The organism is Streptomyces viridifaciens, assembly GCF_001888885.2.
Classification (GTDB): Bacteria; Actinomycetota; Actinomycetes; order Streptomycetales; family Streptomycetaceae; genus Kitasatospora; species Kitasatospora aureofaciens.
In genome coordinates this window covers 2,304,775-2,321,343 of record NZ_CP090841.1, presented here as the reverse complement: position 1 = coordinate 2,321,343, position 16,569 = coordinate 2,304,775, and the positions used below count along the sequence as shown (strand labels likewise).

Annotated in this window: 12 protein-coding genes; 9 read left to right on the top strand and 3 right to left on the bottom strand. The window is 72.8% G+C overall.

The window, feature by feature from the left end:
- Window positions 1-51 precede the first annotated feature (51 nt).
- The 5 genes from BOQ63_RS17480 to BOQ63_RS17460 all read left to right on the top strand — a co-directional run bounded on the left by BOQ63_RS17480 (window position 52) and on the right by BOQ63_RS17460 (window position 6,956).
- Entirely contained in the window at window positions 52-1,266 is a 1,215-nt protein-coding gene (locus BOQ63_RS17480; RefSeq protein ID WP_072654599.1) for a cytochrome P450 family protein, read from the top strand.
- Window positions 1,267-1,463: 197 nt separating this feature from the next.
- Window positions 1,464-2,849, top strand: a complete 1,386-nt coding sequence (locus BOQ63_RS17475) for an ABC transporter substrate-binding protein (protein ID WP_030285361.1) — start codon at window positions 1,464-1,466, stop codon at window positions 2,847-2,849.
- A 156-nt stretch (window positions 2,850-3,005) separates the two neighbouring features.
- Window positions 3,006-4,028: a carbohydrate ABC transporter permease gene (locus tag BOQ63_RS17470; RefSeq protein WP_030554018.1), complete on the top strand. Its 1,023-nt coding sequence runs from the start codon at window positions 3,006-3,008 to the stop codon at window positions 4,026-4,028.
- A gap of 44 nt (window positions 4,029-4,072) precedes the next feature.
- Window positions 4,073-4,987, top strand: coding sequence for a carbohydrate ABC transporter permease (locus BOQ63_RS17465; protein WP_030285365.1), 915 nt, complete (start codon window positions 4,073-4,075; stop codon window positions 4,985-4,987).
- Between the two features lie 217 nt (window positions 4,988-5,204).
- Window positions 5,205-6,956 (top strand): DUF4153 domain-containing protein, encoded by a 1,752-nt coding sequence (locus tag BOQ63_RS17460; protein ID WP_063756606.1) that lies wholly within the window; start codon window positions 5,205-5,207, stop codon window positions 6,954-6,956.
- Window positions 6,957-7,096: 140 nt separating this feature from the next.
- On the opposite strand, the gene BOQ63_RS17455 is transcribed toward BOQ63_RS17460, so the two are convergent.
- Window positions 7,097-8,653, bottom strand: coding sequence for an MFS transporter (locus BOQ63_RS17455; RefSeq protein ID WP_223885962.1), 1,557 nt, complete (start codon window positions 8,651-8,653; stop codon window positions 7,097-7,099).
- Window positions 8,654-9,073: 420 nt separating this feature from the next.
- Here BOQ63_RS17455 and BOQ63_RS17450 point away from each other — a divergent pair, with 420 nt between their 5' ends.
- From BOQ63_RS17450 to BOQ63_RS17440, 3 genes are all read left to right on the top strand, one after another.
- Window positions 9,074-9,709, top strand: a complete 636-nt coding sequence (locus BOQ63_RS17450) for a TetR-like C-terminal domain-containing protein (RefSeq protein ID WP_158876529.1) — start codon at window positions 9,074-9,076, stop codon at window positions 9,707-9,709.
- Between the two features lie 188 nt (window positions 9,710-9,897).
- Complete coding sequence (rnhB, locus tag BOQ63_RS17445) at window positions 9,898-10,596, top strand: ribonuclease HII (protein ID WP_072654598.1); 699 nt, start codon at window positions 9,898-9,900, stop codon at window positions 10,594-10,596.
- Between the two features lie 99 nt (window positions 10,597-10,695).
- Window positions 10,696-11,376 (top strand): hypothetical protein, encoded by a 681-nt coding sequence (locus tag BOQ63_RS17440; RefSeq protein ID WP_030285377.1) that lies wholly within the window; start codon window positions 10,696-10,698, stop codon window positions 11,374-11,376.
- Between the two features lie 188 nt (window positions 11,377-11,564).
- On the opposite strand, the gene BOQ63_RS17435 is transcribed toward BOQ63_RS17440, so the two are convergent.
- Window positions 11,565-12,281 carry a hypothetical protein gene (locus BOQ63_RS17435; RefSeq protein ID WP_223885961.1) on the bottom strand — a complete coding sequence of 239 codons (717 nt, stop codon included), beginning with the start codon at window positions 12,279-12,281 and terminating at the stop codon, window positions 11,565-11,567.
- 372 nt (window positions 12,282-12,653) lie between these two features.
- Complete coding sequence (locus BOQ63_RS17430) at window positions 12,654-14,849, bottom strand: RecQ family ATP-dependent DNA helicase (protein WP_150475967.1); 2,196 nt, start codon at window positions 14,847-14,849, stop codon at window positions 12,654-12,656.
- Window positions 14,850-15,078: 229 nt separating this feature from the next.
- Here BOQ63_RS17430 and BOQ63_RS17425 point away from each other — a divergent pair, with 229 nt between their 5' ends.
- The gene (locus tag BOQ63_RS17425) at window positions 15,079-16,569 is read left to right on the top strand and encodes a DUF4192 domain-containing protein (protein ID WP_052743485.1); all 1,491 of its coding nucleotides are present in this window, start codon (window positions 15,079-15,081) and stop codon (window positions 16,567-16,569) included.

The following is a 16,569-nucleotide window of genomic DNA, read 5'->3' as shown; positions in this document are numbered from 1 at the left end:
ACAGCCCGAGTCGACCTCATGTTTCCCGTCACCGAAGGAGAGTTGCCGCCGATGACCGCTGCCCCGGCCCCGATCGCCCTCGACCCGCTGGCCCGCGACAACGCCGCCGAGGGCGCCCTGCTGCGGGCCGCCGGCCCGGCGGTGCCGGTGGTGCTGCCCGGCGGGGTCGCCGCCTGGGCGGTGACCCGGCACGCGGCCGCACGCGACCTGCTCACCGACGCCCGGCTGGTGAAGGACGCCCGGCACTGGGCGGCCTACCAGCGCGGCGAGGTGCCGAAGACCTGGCCGCTGATCGGCCTGGCGGTGCCCGGCCCGAGCATGGTGACCACGGACGGCGCCGAGCACCGCCGGCTGCGGGCGCTGGTCGCCCAGGCGTTCACCCCGCGCCGGGTCGAGCTGATGCGTCCACGCGTGGAGGAGACCACCCACGCGCTGCTGGACACCCTGGCGGCCGGGGAGCCGGTGGTCGACCTCAAGACCGCCTTCGCCTTCCCGCTGCCGATGACGGTGATCTGCTCGCTGCTGGGCGTCCCGGAGTCGGACCACGGCCTGCTGCGCGACCTGTACGAGCGGTTCTTCGGGATCAAGCCCGACCCGGAGGGCATCCAGGCGACCGTCGCCGGCCTGAACGCCTTCGTCAACGGGCTGGTGGCGCAGCGTCGTTCGGAGCCGGGCGAGGACCTGGCGAGCGTGCTGCTGGCGGCGGACGCCGAGGGCGGGGCGCTCACCGACGCGGAGGCGGCGGCAACCCTGCGGGTGATCATCGCGGCCGGCCACGAGACCACGGTGAACCTGATCGGCAACGCGGTGCGGGCGCTGCTGGCGCACCCGGACCAGCTGGAGCTGGTGCGTTCGGGCCAGGTGTCCTGGGACGCGGTGGTCGAGGAGTCGCTCCGCTGGACGCCGCCGACCAGCAACTTCCTGTTCCGCTTCACGGCCGAGGACATCGAGGTCGGCGAGCTGGTCATCCCGGCGGGTGAGCCGGTGCTGGTCTCGTACAACGCGATCGGCCGGGACCCGCTGCAGCACGGGGTGACGGCGGAGCTGTTCGACATCACCCGGGACCCGACCCGGCACCTGTCCTTCGGGCACGGTCCGCACGTCTGCCCGGGTTCGCCGCTGGCCCGGCTGGAGGCGGGGGTCGCGCTGCCGGCGCTGTTCGAGCGCTTCCCGGGGCTGTCGCTGGCAGTGCCGGACGGCGAGCTGCGGCCGAGCCCGTCGCTGGTGGTGAACAGCCTGCTGGAGCTGCCCGTCCGGCTCTGGTGACGTCGCGTCAAGAGGTGTTGTCGGATTCCGGGCGGAGAAGGTCGACCATGGACCTTGGCGGCGGCCGACAGCTGCGTTAACGTCGTCCAATCGGTTCGGCCGACCGATCTCCCGACGACCCCTGCCCGCCCATCTCCGGTACAGCGCAATGTCGTTCAGCCAACCCCAGGCAGCACGCCCTGGCGAGGAGGACCGCATTGACCCTCAACCCGACCGCGCCGTCCCCGAGTTCCCGCCGCCGACCGGTCGCCGTACCCGCCCTGCTGGCGGCGCTGGCCCTGACCGCGGCCTGCTCGAACAGCTCCGGCGGTTCGGGTGGCGGCGGTGGAACCGCCCAGACACTGACCGGTGACTGCGCCAAGTACCAGCCGTACGCCGGCCATTCGGGCACCACGGTGACGATGTTCGCCTCCATCCTGAGCCCGGAGTCGGACAACCTGGAGAAGTCCTGGGCCGAGTTCAGCAAGTGCACCGGGATCAAGATCAGCTACGAGGGCTCCAACGACTTCGAGTCCCAGCTGCCGGTCCGGGTGGCCGGCGGCAACGCCCCGGACTTCGCGATCATCCCGCAGCCGGGCCTGCTGGCCCAGATGGTCAAGAGCGGCAAGGTGGTCAAGCCGCCCGCCCAGACCGTCACCAACCAGGACAAGTGGAGCCCGGTCTGGAAGACCTACGGCTCGGTCGACGGCACCTTCTACGCGGCCCCGATGAGCGCCAACATGAAGTCGCTGGTCTGGTACTCGCCGAAGACCTTCGCGGCGGCCGGCTACGAGGTGCCCAAGACCTGGGCGGACCTGATGGCGCTCAGCGACCGGATCGCCAAGGCGGGCGGGCCCAAGCCCTGGTGCGGCGGCATCGCCTCCGGCACCGCCACCGGCTGGCCGGCCACCGACTGGCTGGAGGAGGTGGTGCTGGGCACGTACGGCGGCGACGTCTACGACCAGTGGGTCGGCCACCAGGTGAAGTTCTCCGACCAGAAGATCACCACGGCGATGCAGACCGTTGCCGACTGGATGCTCAACCCCGCCTGGGTGAACGGCGGTTACGGCGACGTCAAGTCGATCGCCACCACCACCTTCCAGGACGCGGGCGCGCCGATCCTCACCGGCAAGTGCGCGATGCTCCAGCAGGCCTCCTTCTACGAGGCGCAGTGGCCCAAGGGCACCAAGGTCGCCCCGGACGGCGACGTCTTCGCCTTCCACCTGCCCGCGGTCAACCCGGCGATCGCCAACCCGGTCGAGGGCGGCGGCGAGTTCCTGGCCGCGTTCTCCGGCAGGCCCGAGGTGCAGGCGGTGCAGAACTACCTGTCCAGCTCGGACTGGGCGAGCAGCCGGGTGAGGACCGCGAGCGGCTGGGTCTCGGCCAACCAGGGCGTGGACAAGAGCCTGTACACCGACCCGATCGACAAGCTCTCGGCGGAGGCGCTGACCGACCCGAGCGCGACCTTCCGCTTCGACGCCTCCGACATGATGCCGGCGGCGATCGGCTCCGGGCAGGAGTGGAAGTCGCTCACCGCCTGGTTCGCGGAGGGGCAGTCGGTCCAGAAGGTCGCGGGCGACATCGACGCCGCCTGGCCGAAGTAACCGGGCCCGCCCGGGGCCCGTCGTCGAGGTCAGGGCGCCCGCGAGGTCAGGGTGCCCGACTCGGGACCACCTGTCGAGGGCGGTGCGGGGCCACCCACCCGCACCGCCCGCCCCCTCCCCATTCCCTTCCCACCGGACCCGAAGGGACGTACAGCCATGTCCGTATCCGGATCCCCGCTGACCGCCGGCCCGCTGGCCGCCGGCGCCTGGGGTGACGCGCTGATCAAGTTCGGCAACAGTGTCGGCGCGATGGCGGGTTTCCTCGGCATCCTGCTGGTGGTGTTCCTGGTGGCCGGCCGGGCCCGGGGCCGACTGGCCCGACCCCTGGCCGTGCTGGTGTTCCTCGGCCCGGCCGTACTGCTGCTGGTGGTCGGCCTGGTGGCGCCGCTGATCCGCACCGTCTACCTGAGCGTGCACAACGCGGACGGCAGCAAGTTCGTCGGCGGCGAGAACTTCGGCTGGGCCTTCACCACCGACTCGGTGCAGAAGGTGCTGATCAACACCCTGTTGTGGCTGGTGGTCGCACCGCTGGCGGCGACCGGCCTCGGGCTGGTGCTGGCGCTGCTGGTGGACCGGATGCGCGGCCAGGCGGTGTACAAGTCGCTGATCTTCATGCCGATGGCGATCTCGCTGGTCGGCGCCTCGATCATCTTCAAGTTCGTCTACGAGGCGCGCGGGAAGGACCAGCCGCAGATCGGCCTGCTCAGCCAACTCGCCCATGCGGTGGGCTGGTCGGATCCGCCGAACTGGCTGCTCACCCAGCCGCTGAACACCTTCCTGCTGATGGCCGTGATGGTCTGGGTGCAGACCGGGTTCGCGATGGTGGTGCTGTCGGCGGCGATCAAGGCGATCCCGGACGAGGTGGTGGAGGCCGCCCGGCTGGACGGCGCGACCGGGGTGCGGCTGTTCTGGCACGTCACCGTGCCGATGATCCGCACCACGGTGATGGTCGTGCTGACCACCGTCATGATCATCACCCTGAAGGCCTTCGACATCGTCCGCACCATGACCGGCGGCAACTTCGGCACCCAGGTGCTGGCCAACGAGATGTACTCGCAGTCCTTCGTGCAGTTCGACGACGGGCGGGGCGGCGCCCTCGCGGTGCTGCTGTTCCTCGCGGTGCTGCCGTTGGTGGCCTACAACATCGTCCAGCTGCGGAGGGAGCGTGAGGTGCGGTGAGTGATCGAGGAGAAGCGGGTGGTTGGAGCGCGGTGAGTGACGCGATGACCGGTCGTCACCGGAATCCGGTCCGGAAGTCCTTCAGCAGCCCGCTGGCCTCGGCGTTCGTGATCGCGATGACGGTGCTCTGGACGGTCCCGACCCTCGGGCTGCTGGTGACCTCGCTACGCCCCAAGCAGGACGTGACCACCGACGGCTGGTGGAACGCCCTGATCCACCCGGACTTCGGCCTCGGCAACTACCACGCGGTGCTGTTCGAGGGCGGTTCCGGCGGCTCCACCGGGCTGATGCCCTTCCTGGTCAACTCGCTGGCGATCAGCATCCCGGCCACCCTCTTCCCGCTGGTGCTCGCGGCGATGGCGGCGTACGCGCTGGCCTGGGTGCGGTTCCGGGGGAGCGACGCGGTGTTCTTCACGGTGTTCGCGCTCCAGGTGGTCCCGCTCCAGATGGCGCTGATCCCGCTGCTGCGGCTGTTCTCCAGCGGCGCCCACCTGGGCTCGCTGACGCTGATCCCGGCGGTGGACCTGAAGGGGAGCTACGCGCCGGTCTGGCTGGCGCACACCATGTTCGCGATGCCGCTGGCGGTGTTCCTGCTGCACAACTTCATCGCCCAGCTACCGCGCGACCTGATGGAGGCGGCGGTGGTGGACGGCGCCTCGCACTTCAAGATCTTCCGCTCGATCGTGCTGCCGCTGTGCGCGCCGGCCCTGGCCTCCTTCGCGATCTTCCAGTTCCTGTGGGTATGGAACGACCTGCTGGTCGCCCTCACCTTCGCCGGCGGCACGCCAGAGGTGGCGCCGATGACGGTCCGGCTGGCGCAGCAGGCGGGTTCGCTGGGCGGCCGCTGGGAACTGCTCACGGCCGGGGCGTTCCTGTCGATCATCGTGCCCCTGATCGTTTTCTTCAGCCTGCAGCGGTACTTCGTCAGGGGGCTGCTGGCCGGATCGGTGAAGGGGTAGCGCGGGCGGGGCTCGGGCGGGCGTGGGCCGGCGTGGACGCGTGGACGGCTGTGGAGGGGGAGCGTGCGCGGTCAGGTCGTTCTGAACATGTTCAGAAGCAACTTTTGAACTTGTTCAGAATGGTCTACAGTCAGCAGCGGCCGGGGCGTTGGCGCGCCGGCCCGCGGACCGCCCGGAGGGCGGCTTCCGCCTGCCCGTAGACCACCGAGGGGGACTCATGACAGGCCCGTCCACGCCTGCCCCGACCGATCCGCGGTCCACGTCCGACTCGCAGGCGTCGGGGGACCCGTACGCGCCGTACGCGTCCGGGGACCCTTATGCGCCCTACGCGTCCGGGGACCCTTATGCGCCCTACGCGTCGGCTGCTTCCCACGGGCCGTACTCGGCGGACGCTCCGCACGGGCCCTACGCCGCGCGCGGGCCGTACGCGCCGCGGGGGCGGTACGGCTCGCCCGAAGCGTCCGGGCCGACCTTCGGGGACCGGCTGCACGTCACCGACCCCGAGCGGCGGGCGGCGGCCACACCCCGGGTCCTCCTGTTCGCCCTGCTCACCGGCCTGCTGACGGCCTGGCTGCTGTACGACGGGGTGGGCGCCAACCTGTTGATCTGCGGCGCGGCCGCGGCCGCCGTCGCCGGGGTCGTCGCCCGCGCGGCCGGCCGTCGGATCCGGCCCTGGACGGTCGTCTGGAGCCTGCTGGCCCTCGCCCTGCTCGCCGTTCCCGCCTGCTGGGACGCGGGCTGGCCCGCGCTGCTGGCCTCCGGCTGCGCGCTGGGCCTGGCCTCGCTCGCCCTCCACGGCGGCCGCCGCTGGTCGGGTGTGCTGCTCGCGCTGCCCGCCCTGCTCTGGCAGCTGGTTCCGGGCGTGGGCTGGATCTGGGACGCCATGGAGGGCCGGCCGCTGCCCGGCCGCGGCCGGATCGTCCCTGTGCTCAAGGCGCTCGCGGTCGCCGCCGTCCTGCTGACCGTCTTCGGCCTGCTGTTCGCGAGTGCCGACGCCGGTATGGCGGACCTGCTGGCCGGCCTGAGGCCCAGCATCGACGTCCACCAACTCCCCCTGCGTGGGTTGCTGTTCGCCCTCGGGACGCTCACCGCCCTGGGCTTCGCGCACATCGCGGCCGGCCCGCGCCGCTGGGACCGGCTGGCGGTCCGCCCGGGGCGGGAGCGCCGACGGCTGGAGTGGGCACTGCCCCTCGTCGCGCTCAACCTGATGTTCGGCGCCTTCGCGGTGATCCAGGCCGTGGTGGTGCTCGGCGGCGCCGACGCCCTGCTGAGCAACACCGGCATGAGCCGCTCCGAGTACGCCCGGCAGGGCTTCTGGCAGCTGAGCGTGATCACCGTGCTGACCTTGGTCGTGGTGGCCGTCGCCAAGCGCTGGGCTCCGCGCACCACTCCCGGCGACCGCCGGCTGGCGCGGATCCTGCTCGGACTGCTCTGCCTGCTCGCACTGGTGGTGGTCGCCTCGGCGCTCGGCCGGATGTGGTTCTACGTGGACGCCTCCGGGCTCACCCGGCTGCGGCTGTGGGTGCTGGTGGTCGAGATCTGGCTGGGCGTCGTCTTCCTGCTGCTGATCACCGCCGGGCTCACCCGCGGCACCGGCTGGCTCCCGCGCGCCGTCGTCCTCAGCGGCATGCTCACCGTCGCGGTCTACGGCCTGATGGGGCCGGACGCGATCGTCGCGGAGCAGAACGTTGCCCGGTACGAGCGCTCGCAGCAGATCGACCTGCGCAACGTCCGTGAACTGTCGGCGGACGCGGTGCCCGCCCTCGACCGGCTGCCCGAACCGCAGCGGACCTGCGCGCTGCAACTGATCCGGGTCGACCTGGACCAGGACGTCCGGCCCTGGTACGCGGCCGGCGCGTCCGCCCCTCGGGCCCGGGGGATCCTGGCCGAGCGGCCACTGGTGCAGGGGCCGGCGCGGGGGCGCGGCCCCTGCGAGCAGGCGGGGTTGCTGTCCGAGGGGCGCTGGTAGCGGTAGCGGTAGCGCTGGTTCGGGGTCGGGGGGAAAACAGGCAGGCCGGCCGGGAGGGTGCTGCTCCCGGCCGGCCCGTAGTGGTCCGGCTGCCTGCGGTTCGGCTGCCTGCGGTTCGGCCGCTGGCGGTCCGGGGGGGATCAGTGCATCGCGATGCCCGCGCTGTCACCGCTCGGCAGGTCGCCGGGCTTCGCCTTGATGGCGAACACCGCGACCAGCAGTGCGATCCCGGCGAGCGCCGCGCCGACGATGAAGCCGTGCGAAATGCCCTGGGCGAGCACCGAGTTCGCGGCGTCGGAACCCGGCGGGAAGTCGCCCCTCTGCTGGAAGTAGGCCAGCTGCTCCGGCGGGGCCGTCTGCAGGAACTTGGGCGCCTGCGCCTTGAACTCCGGCACGGCGTAGTGCGCGAAGACCGTGGTCAGGATCGAGAGGCCGAGCGAACCCCCGATCTGCTGCATCGAGTTGAGCAGGCCGGAGGCGGCGCCGGTCTCCTCGCCCGGCACGCCCGCGACCGAGAGCAGCATCACCGGGACGAAGATCAGGCCCATGCCGAAGCCGAAGATCACCGTGGGGGCGAGCACGCCGTCCAGGTAGCCGCTGTCCTTGTGGATCTGGGTCAGCCAGGTGAGGCCGATGGTGACCAGCAGCGCGCCGCCCGCCATGAACGGCTTGGGGCCGTACTTGGCCTGCAGGCTCGACGCGATCTGCGCGGCGATGATGATCGACACGCTGATCGGCAGGAACGAGACGCCCGCCTTGAGCGGGCTGTACCCGAGTGGTCCCTGCACGAACAGGACGACGTAGAAGAAGATGCCGAACATGGCCGCGGCCAGGCAGAGCATCATCACCAGGCCGCCGGTGCGGTTGCGGTTGGAGAACAGGTGCAGCGGGGTGATCGGCTGGGCGGTGCGCCGCTCGATCACGAAGAATGCGGCCAGCAGGATCGCGCCGCCGACGAAGGAGCCGATCGTCAGGCCGTCCGACCAGCCGTAGTCCGGGTTGGCGGCCCGGATGAAGCCGTAGACCAGGCCGACCAGGCCGAGCGTCGAGGTGAAGGCGCCGGGGAGGTCGAAGCGGCCCGGGTGGCGCTCGGACTCGGCGATGTAGCGCGGCGCGGCGATCGCGATCAGCACGGAGATCGGCACGTTGACGAAGAACACCCAGCGCCAGTCGAGGTACTCGGTGAGCAGTCCGCCGGCCAGCAGGCCGATCGCGGCTCCCGAACCGGCCACCGCCGAGAAGACGCCGAACGCCTTGTTGCGTTCCGGGCCCTCCTCGAAGTTGGTGGCGATCAGGGCGAAGGCGGTCGGCGAACAGATTGCGCCACCGATGCCCTGGAGCGCGCGGGCGGCCAGCAGCAGCGTGCTGTCCTGCGCGAAGCCGCCCAGCAGTGAGGCCAGGCCGAACAGCAGGGTGCCGAAGATGAACACCCGGCGGCGGCCGAGGATGTCGCCCGCCCGACCACCGAGCAGTAGCAGTCCGCCGAAGGTCAGCGTGTAGGCGTTGATGACCCACGACAGGTCGGTGGTGGAGAAGTTCAGCGCGTCCTTGATGTGCGGCAGCGCGATGTTCACGATGGTCGCGTCGAGCACCACCATGAGCTGGGTCGCCGCGATGACGGCCAGGGTGATGCCCTTCCCCCGGCTCTGGCCGGCCTTCGGTGGTGACTTCTTGCTGAGCGTGTCGGAGATAGCCACGAATGTGCCCCCTGCTGGCTGCTGGCTACGTGCTTGGGTGCTTGGCGCTCGGGTGCTTTGGGCGCTTCAGGTGCTCTGGATGCTTCAGGTGGTTGGTCTGCCGCGGATCCGCTGGCCCGAACGTGCTGCTGCGCGATGACGCAGCCTAGGAAGGAACGGTGCCGTTCACTAATCTTGACGATAACCTGGACTCGATAGTGAACGCAAGCGTTCCTTACGGAGGTGGCAATGGATCGGTTGATACGGCGTCTGTCGGCGGACCGGGCGTCCGGTCGGGCGGCCGCCCGACCTGCGGAGGACGCGTGTCCGCCGTTCCCGGCGCCGGTGGAACCTGTGGAGTCGGGGGTGTCCGACGTGCCGGGGGTGTCCCCCGGGGTGCCCGGGGGGCCTGTGGTGCGTGCGGCGCCCGCGGACCCCGCCGTGCCACCGGAAGTCGAACCCCGCTGCTCGGTGCGGGCCGCCCGGGAGGCGTTGGCGCGGCCGGTGCGGCGGCGGGGGAAGGAACTGGAGAACGCGATCTTCGAAGCCGCGCTCGACCAGCTCACCTCCGGCGGTTACGCGCGACTGACGATGGAAGGCGTCGCCGCTGCGGCGCGGACCGGGAAGGCCGCGCTCTACCGGCGCTGGGCGTCCAAGGTCGAACTCGTCATCGACGCCCTGGACTCCACTCTGCCACGCCCACACGGAGTCCCCGATCTCGGGTCCGCCCGTGCCGAGTTGCTGCAGCTCATCGAGCTGTTCACGGACGCGATCTGCTCCCGCTCGGGCGCCGCCCTGCATGCGCTGATGGCCGAGCTCTCCCAGCAACAGGCCGAGGTGTTCAAGGACTTCATCGTGCGGCGGGTGATCGGGCCGACCAAGGACACCATCCTGGACATCCTCCGTCGCGGCGTCGCTCGCGGAGAGGTCCGGCCCGATGCGGTCTCGCCGCTGGTCGCCGACGTCGTCCCGGCGATGCTGATGTTCCAGGTCAAGCTCTTCGACGGGGGACTGGCACCCGACTTCGCGGTCCGGCTGGTGGACGACGTGCTGGTTCCGATGGTCCGGCAGCCGTAGCCGTAGCCGTAGCCGTAGCCGTAGCCGTAGCCGTAGCCGTAGCCGCAGCAGAAGCCGACGCCGGCCCCCGAGCGGTCGGGAGCGTCCGTGAGCGGGCTTAGGCTGGAGACTGCCCCACTGGAGCGGGCTGCCTCGCCCGAACCGGGCTGTCCTGCCCGACGGGGCTGCTTTGCCGAACGGAGTCCGTGATGCCCATCGTCCCGCCGACGCACTCCGTCGAACGCTCGCTGCGCCGGGCGGGTGCCAAGGTCGTGGTCGGGCTCGACGAAGTCGGGCGCGGCGCCTGGGCCGGACCGGTCACCGTCGGCGCGGCCGTCACCGGCCTGCGCAGGGCGCCGGAGGGGCTCACCGACTCCAAGCTGCTCACCGAGTTGCGCCGCCGGGCCCTCGCGCCGGTGCTCGCCGATTGGGTCACCGCGTACGCGCTCGGTCACGCCTCGCCGCAGGAGTGCGACGAACTCGGCATGACGGCAGCCCTGCGGCTGGCCGCCGTCCGCGCGCTGGAGGCGCTGCCGGTCGAGCCCGACGCGATCATCCTGGACGGCAAGCACGACTACCTCGGCGGCCCCTGGCGGGTGCGCACGGTGATCAAGGGCGACCAGTCCTGCATCTGCGTCTCCGCCGCCTCGGTGCTCGCCAAGGTCCACCGCGACGGGCTGATGGCCGAACTGGGCGGGACCTGCCCGGAGTACGGCTTCGCGGACAACGCCGGATATCCCTCCCCGGTGCACCGCGCCGCGCTGGAGGAGTTCGGCCCCACCGACCACCACCGGCTCTCCTGGGCGTACTTGGACGCACTGCCGAAGTGGCGCCACCTGAAGCGCGGTCGGGACGTCGTGGGCGCCGCCGCGGGATCCGCCGACGAACAGTTGACGCTCGGTTTCTGACAGTCCGTCTGAATTGCCCCGGGCGGGGGTCGGGATGCCCGGTGCCCAATGGGTGGGGCGCCCGTGCGCGTTCGACCGGCATTTGATAGATATCCGGGTATGCCTGTCTTCCCCGAGGAGCCGGAGATTCACGAGAGCCTCCCGGGCCCCGGCGTTCCCTTCCCCCGCGAGTCGGACGCACAAGCCCTCCACGCGCCTGCCACCGGCGGCGCACCCGCCACCGCATCCACCACCGCCGCCGCACCGCTCCCGGTGCCCGGCCCGCGTCCGGCGCCCCCGCGTGCTGCACCGCCGCGTGCCGACCGCCAGGGCCCGCCGCGCCTGATCCCCAAGCCCGGTCCGGCACCGCGCCGCCCGGCCCCCGCCACACCGCAGGTCGAGGTCCAGCGCATCGCCGCCACCCCGGCCCAGGCGTTGGAGCGCGCCGATGACGCGGTCGACCGCCTGCTGGACTCGGGCCGCAACCCGGGCGACGTCCTGGTGCTGACCGTCGGTGAGGCGCACCCCTGGCAGCAGCACGAGCTCTCCTTCGGTGAGGAGCGCTACTGGGCGCAGCTCACCGAGGGCGGCGATGTGTTCTACGCCGACGCCGCGCTGACCCGGCCGGTCCGCCGCGAGGTGGTCGTCCTGGTGGTCAACGGCGGTTCGGCCGCCCGGGCCGCCGAGGCGTACGGCGCGGCGCTCGGCCGGGCGACCGCGCTGCTGGTGGTCTGCGGCGAGGCCGGTCCGGCTGTCGCGGCGGCGGCCGGTGCCGCACCGGGGCGTCCGGTCAAGGCCTGACCGGACGCCGTTCGGCAGTCGTCCTCGCTCCGGGCCCGGCGCCGTACGGTGCCGGGCCCGGAGTCCGTCCGCAGTGCCGCAGTGGCAGTGGCACGGTGCCCGTTCCGGAATCCGCGGCCGGCGTCGGGCGTCCGGTGACCGTACCGCTCCTCCGGGGGGCGCGTTCCGTTCCGCTGATCGCGGCCCGCTCAGCGCGTACCGGTACGGCGTTCCGGTTCCACGGCGGTGACACGCGCGGGGATCCACGGGGGCTCGGACTGCTGGGAACGCGAAGTCGCGTCGACCCGCTTGGCCTGTTCGGCCGCCTGCCGGGCGCGCTGGCTGCGCGCGGCGTCGTCGAGCGCCGACCGTGGTGGCAGTTCCGTCACGGTGTGCACCGGACCGTCCGCCCACGAACCCGCATGCGGATTGCGCCCGCTCCGTCCGTCGCCGAGAATCTGCCAGCCCGCCGGTGTGAGCCCGATGTAGGAGCCGCAGCGCAGCCCGTGCAGCCCGGCCGCGTCCCGGAGCGCCCACATCCAGGCGCCGTCCTGCTCCGTCCAGCCGGGCGCGCCGTCGCGGCAGCGCAGCAGCACGGCCGTCCGGGTCGGCGAGGGCAGTCGCAGGTCGTGCGGGGTGACCCGGCGCAGGTGCGTCAGCAGGGCGTTCCGGTGCTGCCAGCCGTCGGTGTCGTGTGGCCAGGGCGTGAACGAGGCCGAGGCGGCGAGGTGGTGGAGCGCGTCCAGAACGGCGACCACGACCGTGCCCGGCTGGGGCAGGTGACGCTGGTGCAGTTCCAGGACGAACTCGCGCGGATCGCGCAGCAACGGTATCCCCGAGGCGGTCCAGGTCTCCAGGTCCAGCAGCCGTCTGGGCGCGGAACTCCCGGAGAGGGGATGCTGACCTCGGCCGATACCGTTGATCACGATCCTCCTTCCTGGCCCGTGGGCAGGCGGGCGCCTGGGTACGCCGAACGGCGGGTCCAGGGGGCCGGGTTTCGGGTACCTCCCAATTCTCGGGGTAACGGGGCCGGGGCGGCAATGATGAAATGACGAACGCCATCCGATAGCCCATGTTCTGCCGGATATGTTCCGCGGCGACCCGAGCGCGCTTCAGGTGCCGACCAGCCTTGATCCACACTGCGTGAAGGGCATGGCGAACCGCCGTCGGCATGGTGGGCACTCCTTTCTCGGGTCGGGTCTCCGATGTGATCGAAATCGCCCTGCCGGCTCCTTTCCGTTAGGCCATTCGAGTGTGGGCGGCGGTCCTGCGGCGACGGCCGGGCCGCCGCCCCGTCATCACCCCTGTACGGCCAGGACCAGCGGCAGCACCGCTCCGGCCCCCGCCCGGCGCAGCAGCCGGGCGGCCACGGTGACCGTCCACCCCGAGTCCACGAGGTCGTCGACCAGCAGCACCGGCCCGGCGGCGGCCGCCACCGCCTGCTCCAGCTCCGGCGGCAGGACCAGCGCCCCGGCCAGCCCGTGGAGCCGCTGGGCGCTGTTGCTGCGGGCCCCCTGCGGGGGCCGCCCGCCGGCGTACTCGATCCGGCCGAGCAGCGGCAGCCGCCCGATCTCGGCGATCCGCGCGCCGAGGCTGCCGACAAGCTGGGGGCGGGTCGAGGAGGCCATGGTCACCACGCCGACCGGCCGGTCCAGCCGGGTGCCCTCCGCCGTCGCGGGCCCGGCCCAGCCTCCCGGGCCGCGCGCCCAGTCGGCGAGCACCGCCACCAGCGCGTCCACCGCCTCACCGGGCACCGGCGCGTCCGGCGCCTGCTCGGCGAGCAGGGTGCGCAGCCGGTTGCCCCAGCCGATGTCGGACAGCCGGCCGAGCGCCCGGCCGGTCTCCGCCTGCTCGGCCGCCGGGATCCGGCCCTTCAGCGGCACCCCGAGCGCGTCCATCCCGGTGGGCCAGAGGCGGCGCGGCTCGAAGCTCACGCCCGGGCGGCCGAGCGCGGCCCGGGCCGCGGCCAGCGTCCCGTCGGACACCTCCGGGGTGTGCAGCGGCCCCGCGCAGTTGTCGCACCGCCCGCACGGCGCGGCCTGTTCGTCGTCCAGCTGGCGGCGCAGGAACTCCATCCGGCAGCCGGTGGTCGCGGCGTAGTCGCGCATCGCCCGCTGCTCCGCCTCCCGGGAGGCGGCGACCTTGGCGTAGCGGGCGGTGTCGTACTCCCAGCTCTGCCCGGTGGCCGTCCAACCGCCCTTGACCCGGCGGACGGCGCCGTCCACGTCCAGCACCTTGAGCATGGTCTCCAGCCGGGCGCGGCGCAGGTCCACCCTGGGCTCCAGGGCGGCGGTGGAGAGCGGGCGGCCCGCCTCGGCGAGCGCGTCGATGGTGCGGCGCACCTGTTCCTCCGGCGGGAAGGCGAGCGAGGCGAAGTAGCGCCAGATCGCCTCGTCCTCGCGCCCGGGCAGCAGCAGCACCTCGGCCCGGTCCACACCGCGCCCGGCCCGGCCGACCTGCTGGTAGTAGGCGATCGGCGAACTGGGCGAGCCCAGGTGGACGACGAAGCCGAGGTCGGGCTTGTCGAAGCCCATGCCGAGCGCGGAGGTGGCGACCAGCGCCTTGACCCGGTTGGCCAGCAGGTCGGCCTCGGCGGTGCGGCGCTCGGCGTCCTCGGTGCGGCCGGAGTAGGAGGCCACCGGGAAGCCGCGCTCGCGCAGGAATGCCGTCACCTCCTCGGCGGCGGCCACCGTCAGGGTGTAGACGATGCCCGAGCCGGGGAGCCGGTCGAGGTGGTCGGCCAGCCAGGCGAGCCGGTGCGCCGGGTCGGGCAGGGCGAGCACACCCAGGGTGAGGCTCTCCCGGTCGAGCGGACCGCGCAGCACCAGAGCGTGCTCGTCGGTGGTGCCGGTGCCGAGCTGCTCGGCGACGTCCGCGGTGACCCGGGCGTTGGCGGTGGCGGTGGTGGCGAGCACCGGGACACCGGGCGGCAGGTCGGCGAGCATGGTGCGCAGCCGGCGGTAGTCGGGGCGGAAGTCGTGGCCCCAGTCGGAGATGCAGTGGGCCTCGTCGACCACCAGCAGGCCGGTGGAGGCGGCGAGCTTCGGCAGCACCTGGTCGCGGAAGTCCGGGTTGTTCAGCCGCTCTGGGCTGACCAGCAGGATGTCGACCTTGCCGGCGGCGACCTCGGACTGGATCTCCTCCCACTCCTCGGTGTTGGCCGAGTTGATGGTGCGGGCGTGGATGCCGGCCCGGGCCGCCGACTCGACCTGGTTGCGCATCAGGGCGAGCAGCGGGGAGACGATCACCGTCGGCCCGGCGCCGCGGGCGCGGAGCAGGGCCGTGGCGATGAAGTAGACCGCGGACTTCCCCCAGCCGGTGCGCTGGACGACCAGGGCGCGGCGGTGGTCGACCACGAGGGCCTCGATGGCCGTCCACTGGTCCTCGCGCAGGCCGGCGGCGGGGCCGGCCAGCTCGCGCAGGACGGCCTCGGCCCGCGCCCGGACTTCGGCGCGGTCGGCGGTGGCGGTGGTGTGGGTGTCGGGCTGCTTCATGGCGTCGATGTAACCCCATGCCGCCGACAAGGAGCGAATGCGGGCGGGACGCTGCGGGGGAAGACGGAGTGCATTTCATCCGGAGATCAGCTGAACGGCTGCCAAAATCCACTCTTCGGGGCGAGTGTCGTGTGCTCCGAATGGGCGAAGGAAAATTCAGGGGCCGAGTTATCCACAGGAAAGGAGAAAATTCCGGGGTCGTCGTCGGATGGCGCGCACTCTTGCGGCCATGAACGCGATGAACAACGAACACGTCATCCTGTCCCTCGGCCCCGCTTCCGGGCAGCGGCCGGTCGTCATGCGCGGTCCGGCCGACATGGCCGAACTGTTGCCCTACTTCCTGGGGTTCTACCCCGACGACAGCATCGTCGCGGTCGGCCTCCAGGGCCCCGACCTGCACCAGGGCGGGGTCATCCGGGCGGACCTCCCGGTCTCGCCCGCGGAGTGGCCCGCCGCGGCGGAGGAGACGGCCGCTCTGCTGGTCGCACTCTCCGAGCGGCACGGCGGCCGGCCGCTCCAGGTGCTCCTCTACCTCTGCCAGGATCCGGTCACGGCGCACGCACCGCCGCCGGTGGAGCGCCTGCGGCCGTTGGCCGACGACCTGCGCGGGGCCTTCGGGCGCAGGGGAGTGGCGGTCAAGGAGTCGCTGTGCGTCTCGGACGATCGCTGGTGGTCCTTCCTCTGCCGCCGCGAGGGGTGCTGCGATCCGGCGGGCTATCCGGTGCGGCGCGGGCCCGATCCGGGCCCGGCGGCCGCTGCCGCGACGGTGGCCGGACTGGTGCCGCGCGGCAGCCGGAAAGCGATCGTCGGCGCGCTGGCGCCGCTCGGCCCGCCGGAGGACGCCCCGCAGCGCGAGGCGCTCGTGCGGGCCGAGTCCCTGGCGGCGGGTGTCTCCCGGGAGCGGGGCCTCGAACTGCTGGAGCAGGCCTTCGCGGAGTTCGCGGCCGGGGCCAGGGAACTCGACGAGCAGCGGACGGCCCGGCTGCTGTTCGCCCTGCGGGACCGCCTCATCCGGGACCGCGGCGTCGAGTACGTCCGGCCCGTCGAGCTCGCCCCCGCCGAGCGCCTCTGGCGCTTCCTCGCCCGGCGCGCCGTGCCGCCGTACGAGGGCTGTGCGGTGGCCCCGCTCACCCTGCTGGCCTGGGCGTCCTGGGTCGCCGGGGACACGGCCACCGCCCGGGTGGTGCTCGCCCACGTCCTGCGGCTCGCCCCGGACTACCTGCTGGCCGAGCTGCTCTACGAGTCGATGAACGACGGCATGACGCCCGGGGCGCTGCTGGCCGCCGTCGAGGCCCAGCGGCGACGGCGCGAGGAGCGCGCGGCCACGGCGCAGTCCGGGCCGGAACCGGATCCCGGGCCTGCCACGGGCCGCGGGCCGGGGCCGCAGGGGCCCGGCCATCCCCCGGGCGGCGGTCGCCGACGGCGGCGGGGCGGTCGGCGGAAGGCCGGGCCCACGGCCGTGGGCCCGGCCGAACGGAGCTCCGGCAGCCCCGGCGCTCCCTCCGGCTCCGGCGAGTCACGGCCGGAGGGGAGCGGTTCCGGGCCGGTCGCCCTGCTCCCGGCCCCCGGGTGCGGTCCGGTGACCGGGGCGCGGCCGGCCCGGGGCGTGCGGCTGGGCCGGGCGGGGGCCTGTGCCGTGGCCGCCCTCCGGTCCGGCACCGGGCTCCACCGATGCCGGACCGGACGGCAGGCGGCAAGAGGAGCCCACCGTGCCCGGTGA

What these genes read in the sequence shown, in the direction of transcription:
- BOQ63_RS17480 (WP_072654599.1), top strand. Translation starts at nt 52, where the DNA reads ATGACCGCTGCCCCGGCCCCGATCGCCCTCGACCCGCTGGCCCGCGAC.
- BOQ63_RS17470 (WP_030554018.1), top strand. Translation starts at nt 3,006, where the DNA reads ATGTCCGTATCCGGATCCCCGCTGACCGCCGGCCCGCTGGCCGCCGGC.
- BOQ63_RS17465 (WP_030285365.1), top strand. Translation starts at nt 4,073, where the DNA reads ATGACCGGTCGTCACCGGAATCCGGTCCGGAAGTCCTTCAGCAGCCCG.
- BOQ63_RS17460 (WP_063756606.1), top strand. Translation starts at nt 5,205, where the DNA reads ATGACAGGCCCGTCCACGCCTGCCCCGACCGATCCGCGGTCCACGTCC.
- rnhB (WP_072654598.1), top strand. Translation starts at nt 9,898, where the DNA reads ATGCCCATCGTCCCGCCGACGCACTCCGTCGAACGCTCGCTGCGCCGG.
- BOQ63_RS17440 (WP_030285377.1), top strand. Translation starts at nt 10,696, where the DNA reads ATGCCTGTCTTCCCCGAGGAGCCGGAGATTCACGAGAGCCTCCCGGGC.
- BOQ63_RS17430 (WP_150475967.1), bottom strand. Translation starts at nt 14,849, where the DNA reads ATGAAGCAGCCCGACACCCACACCACCGCCACCGCCGACCGCGCCGAA.
- BOQ63_RS17425 (WP_052743485.1), top strand. Translation starts at nt 15,079, where the DNA reads ATGAACGCGATGAACAACGAACACGTCATCCTGTCCCTCGGCCCCGCT.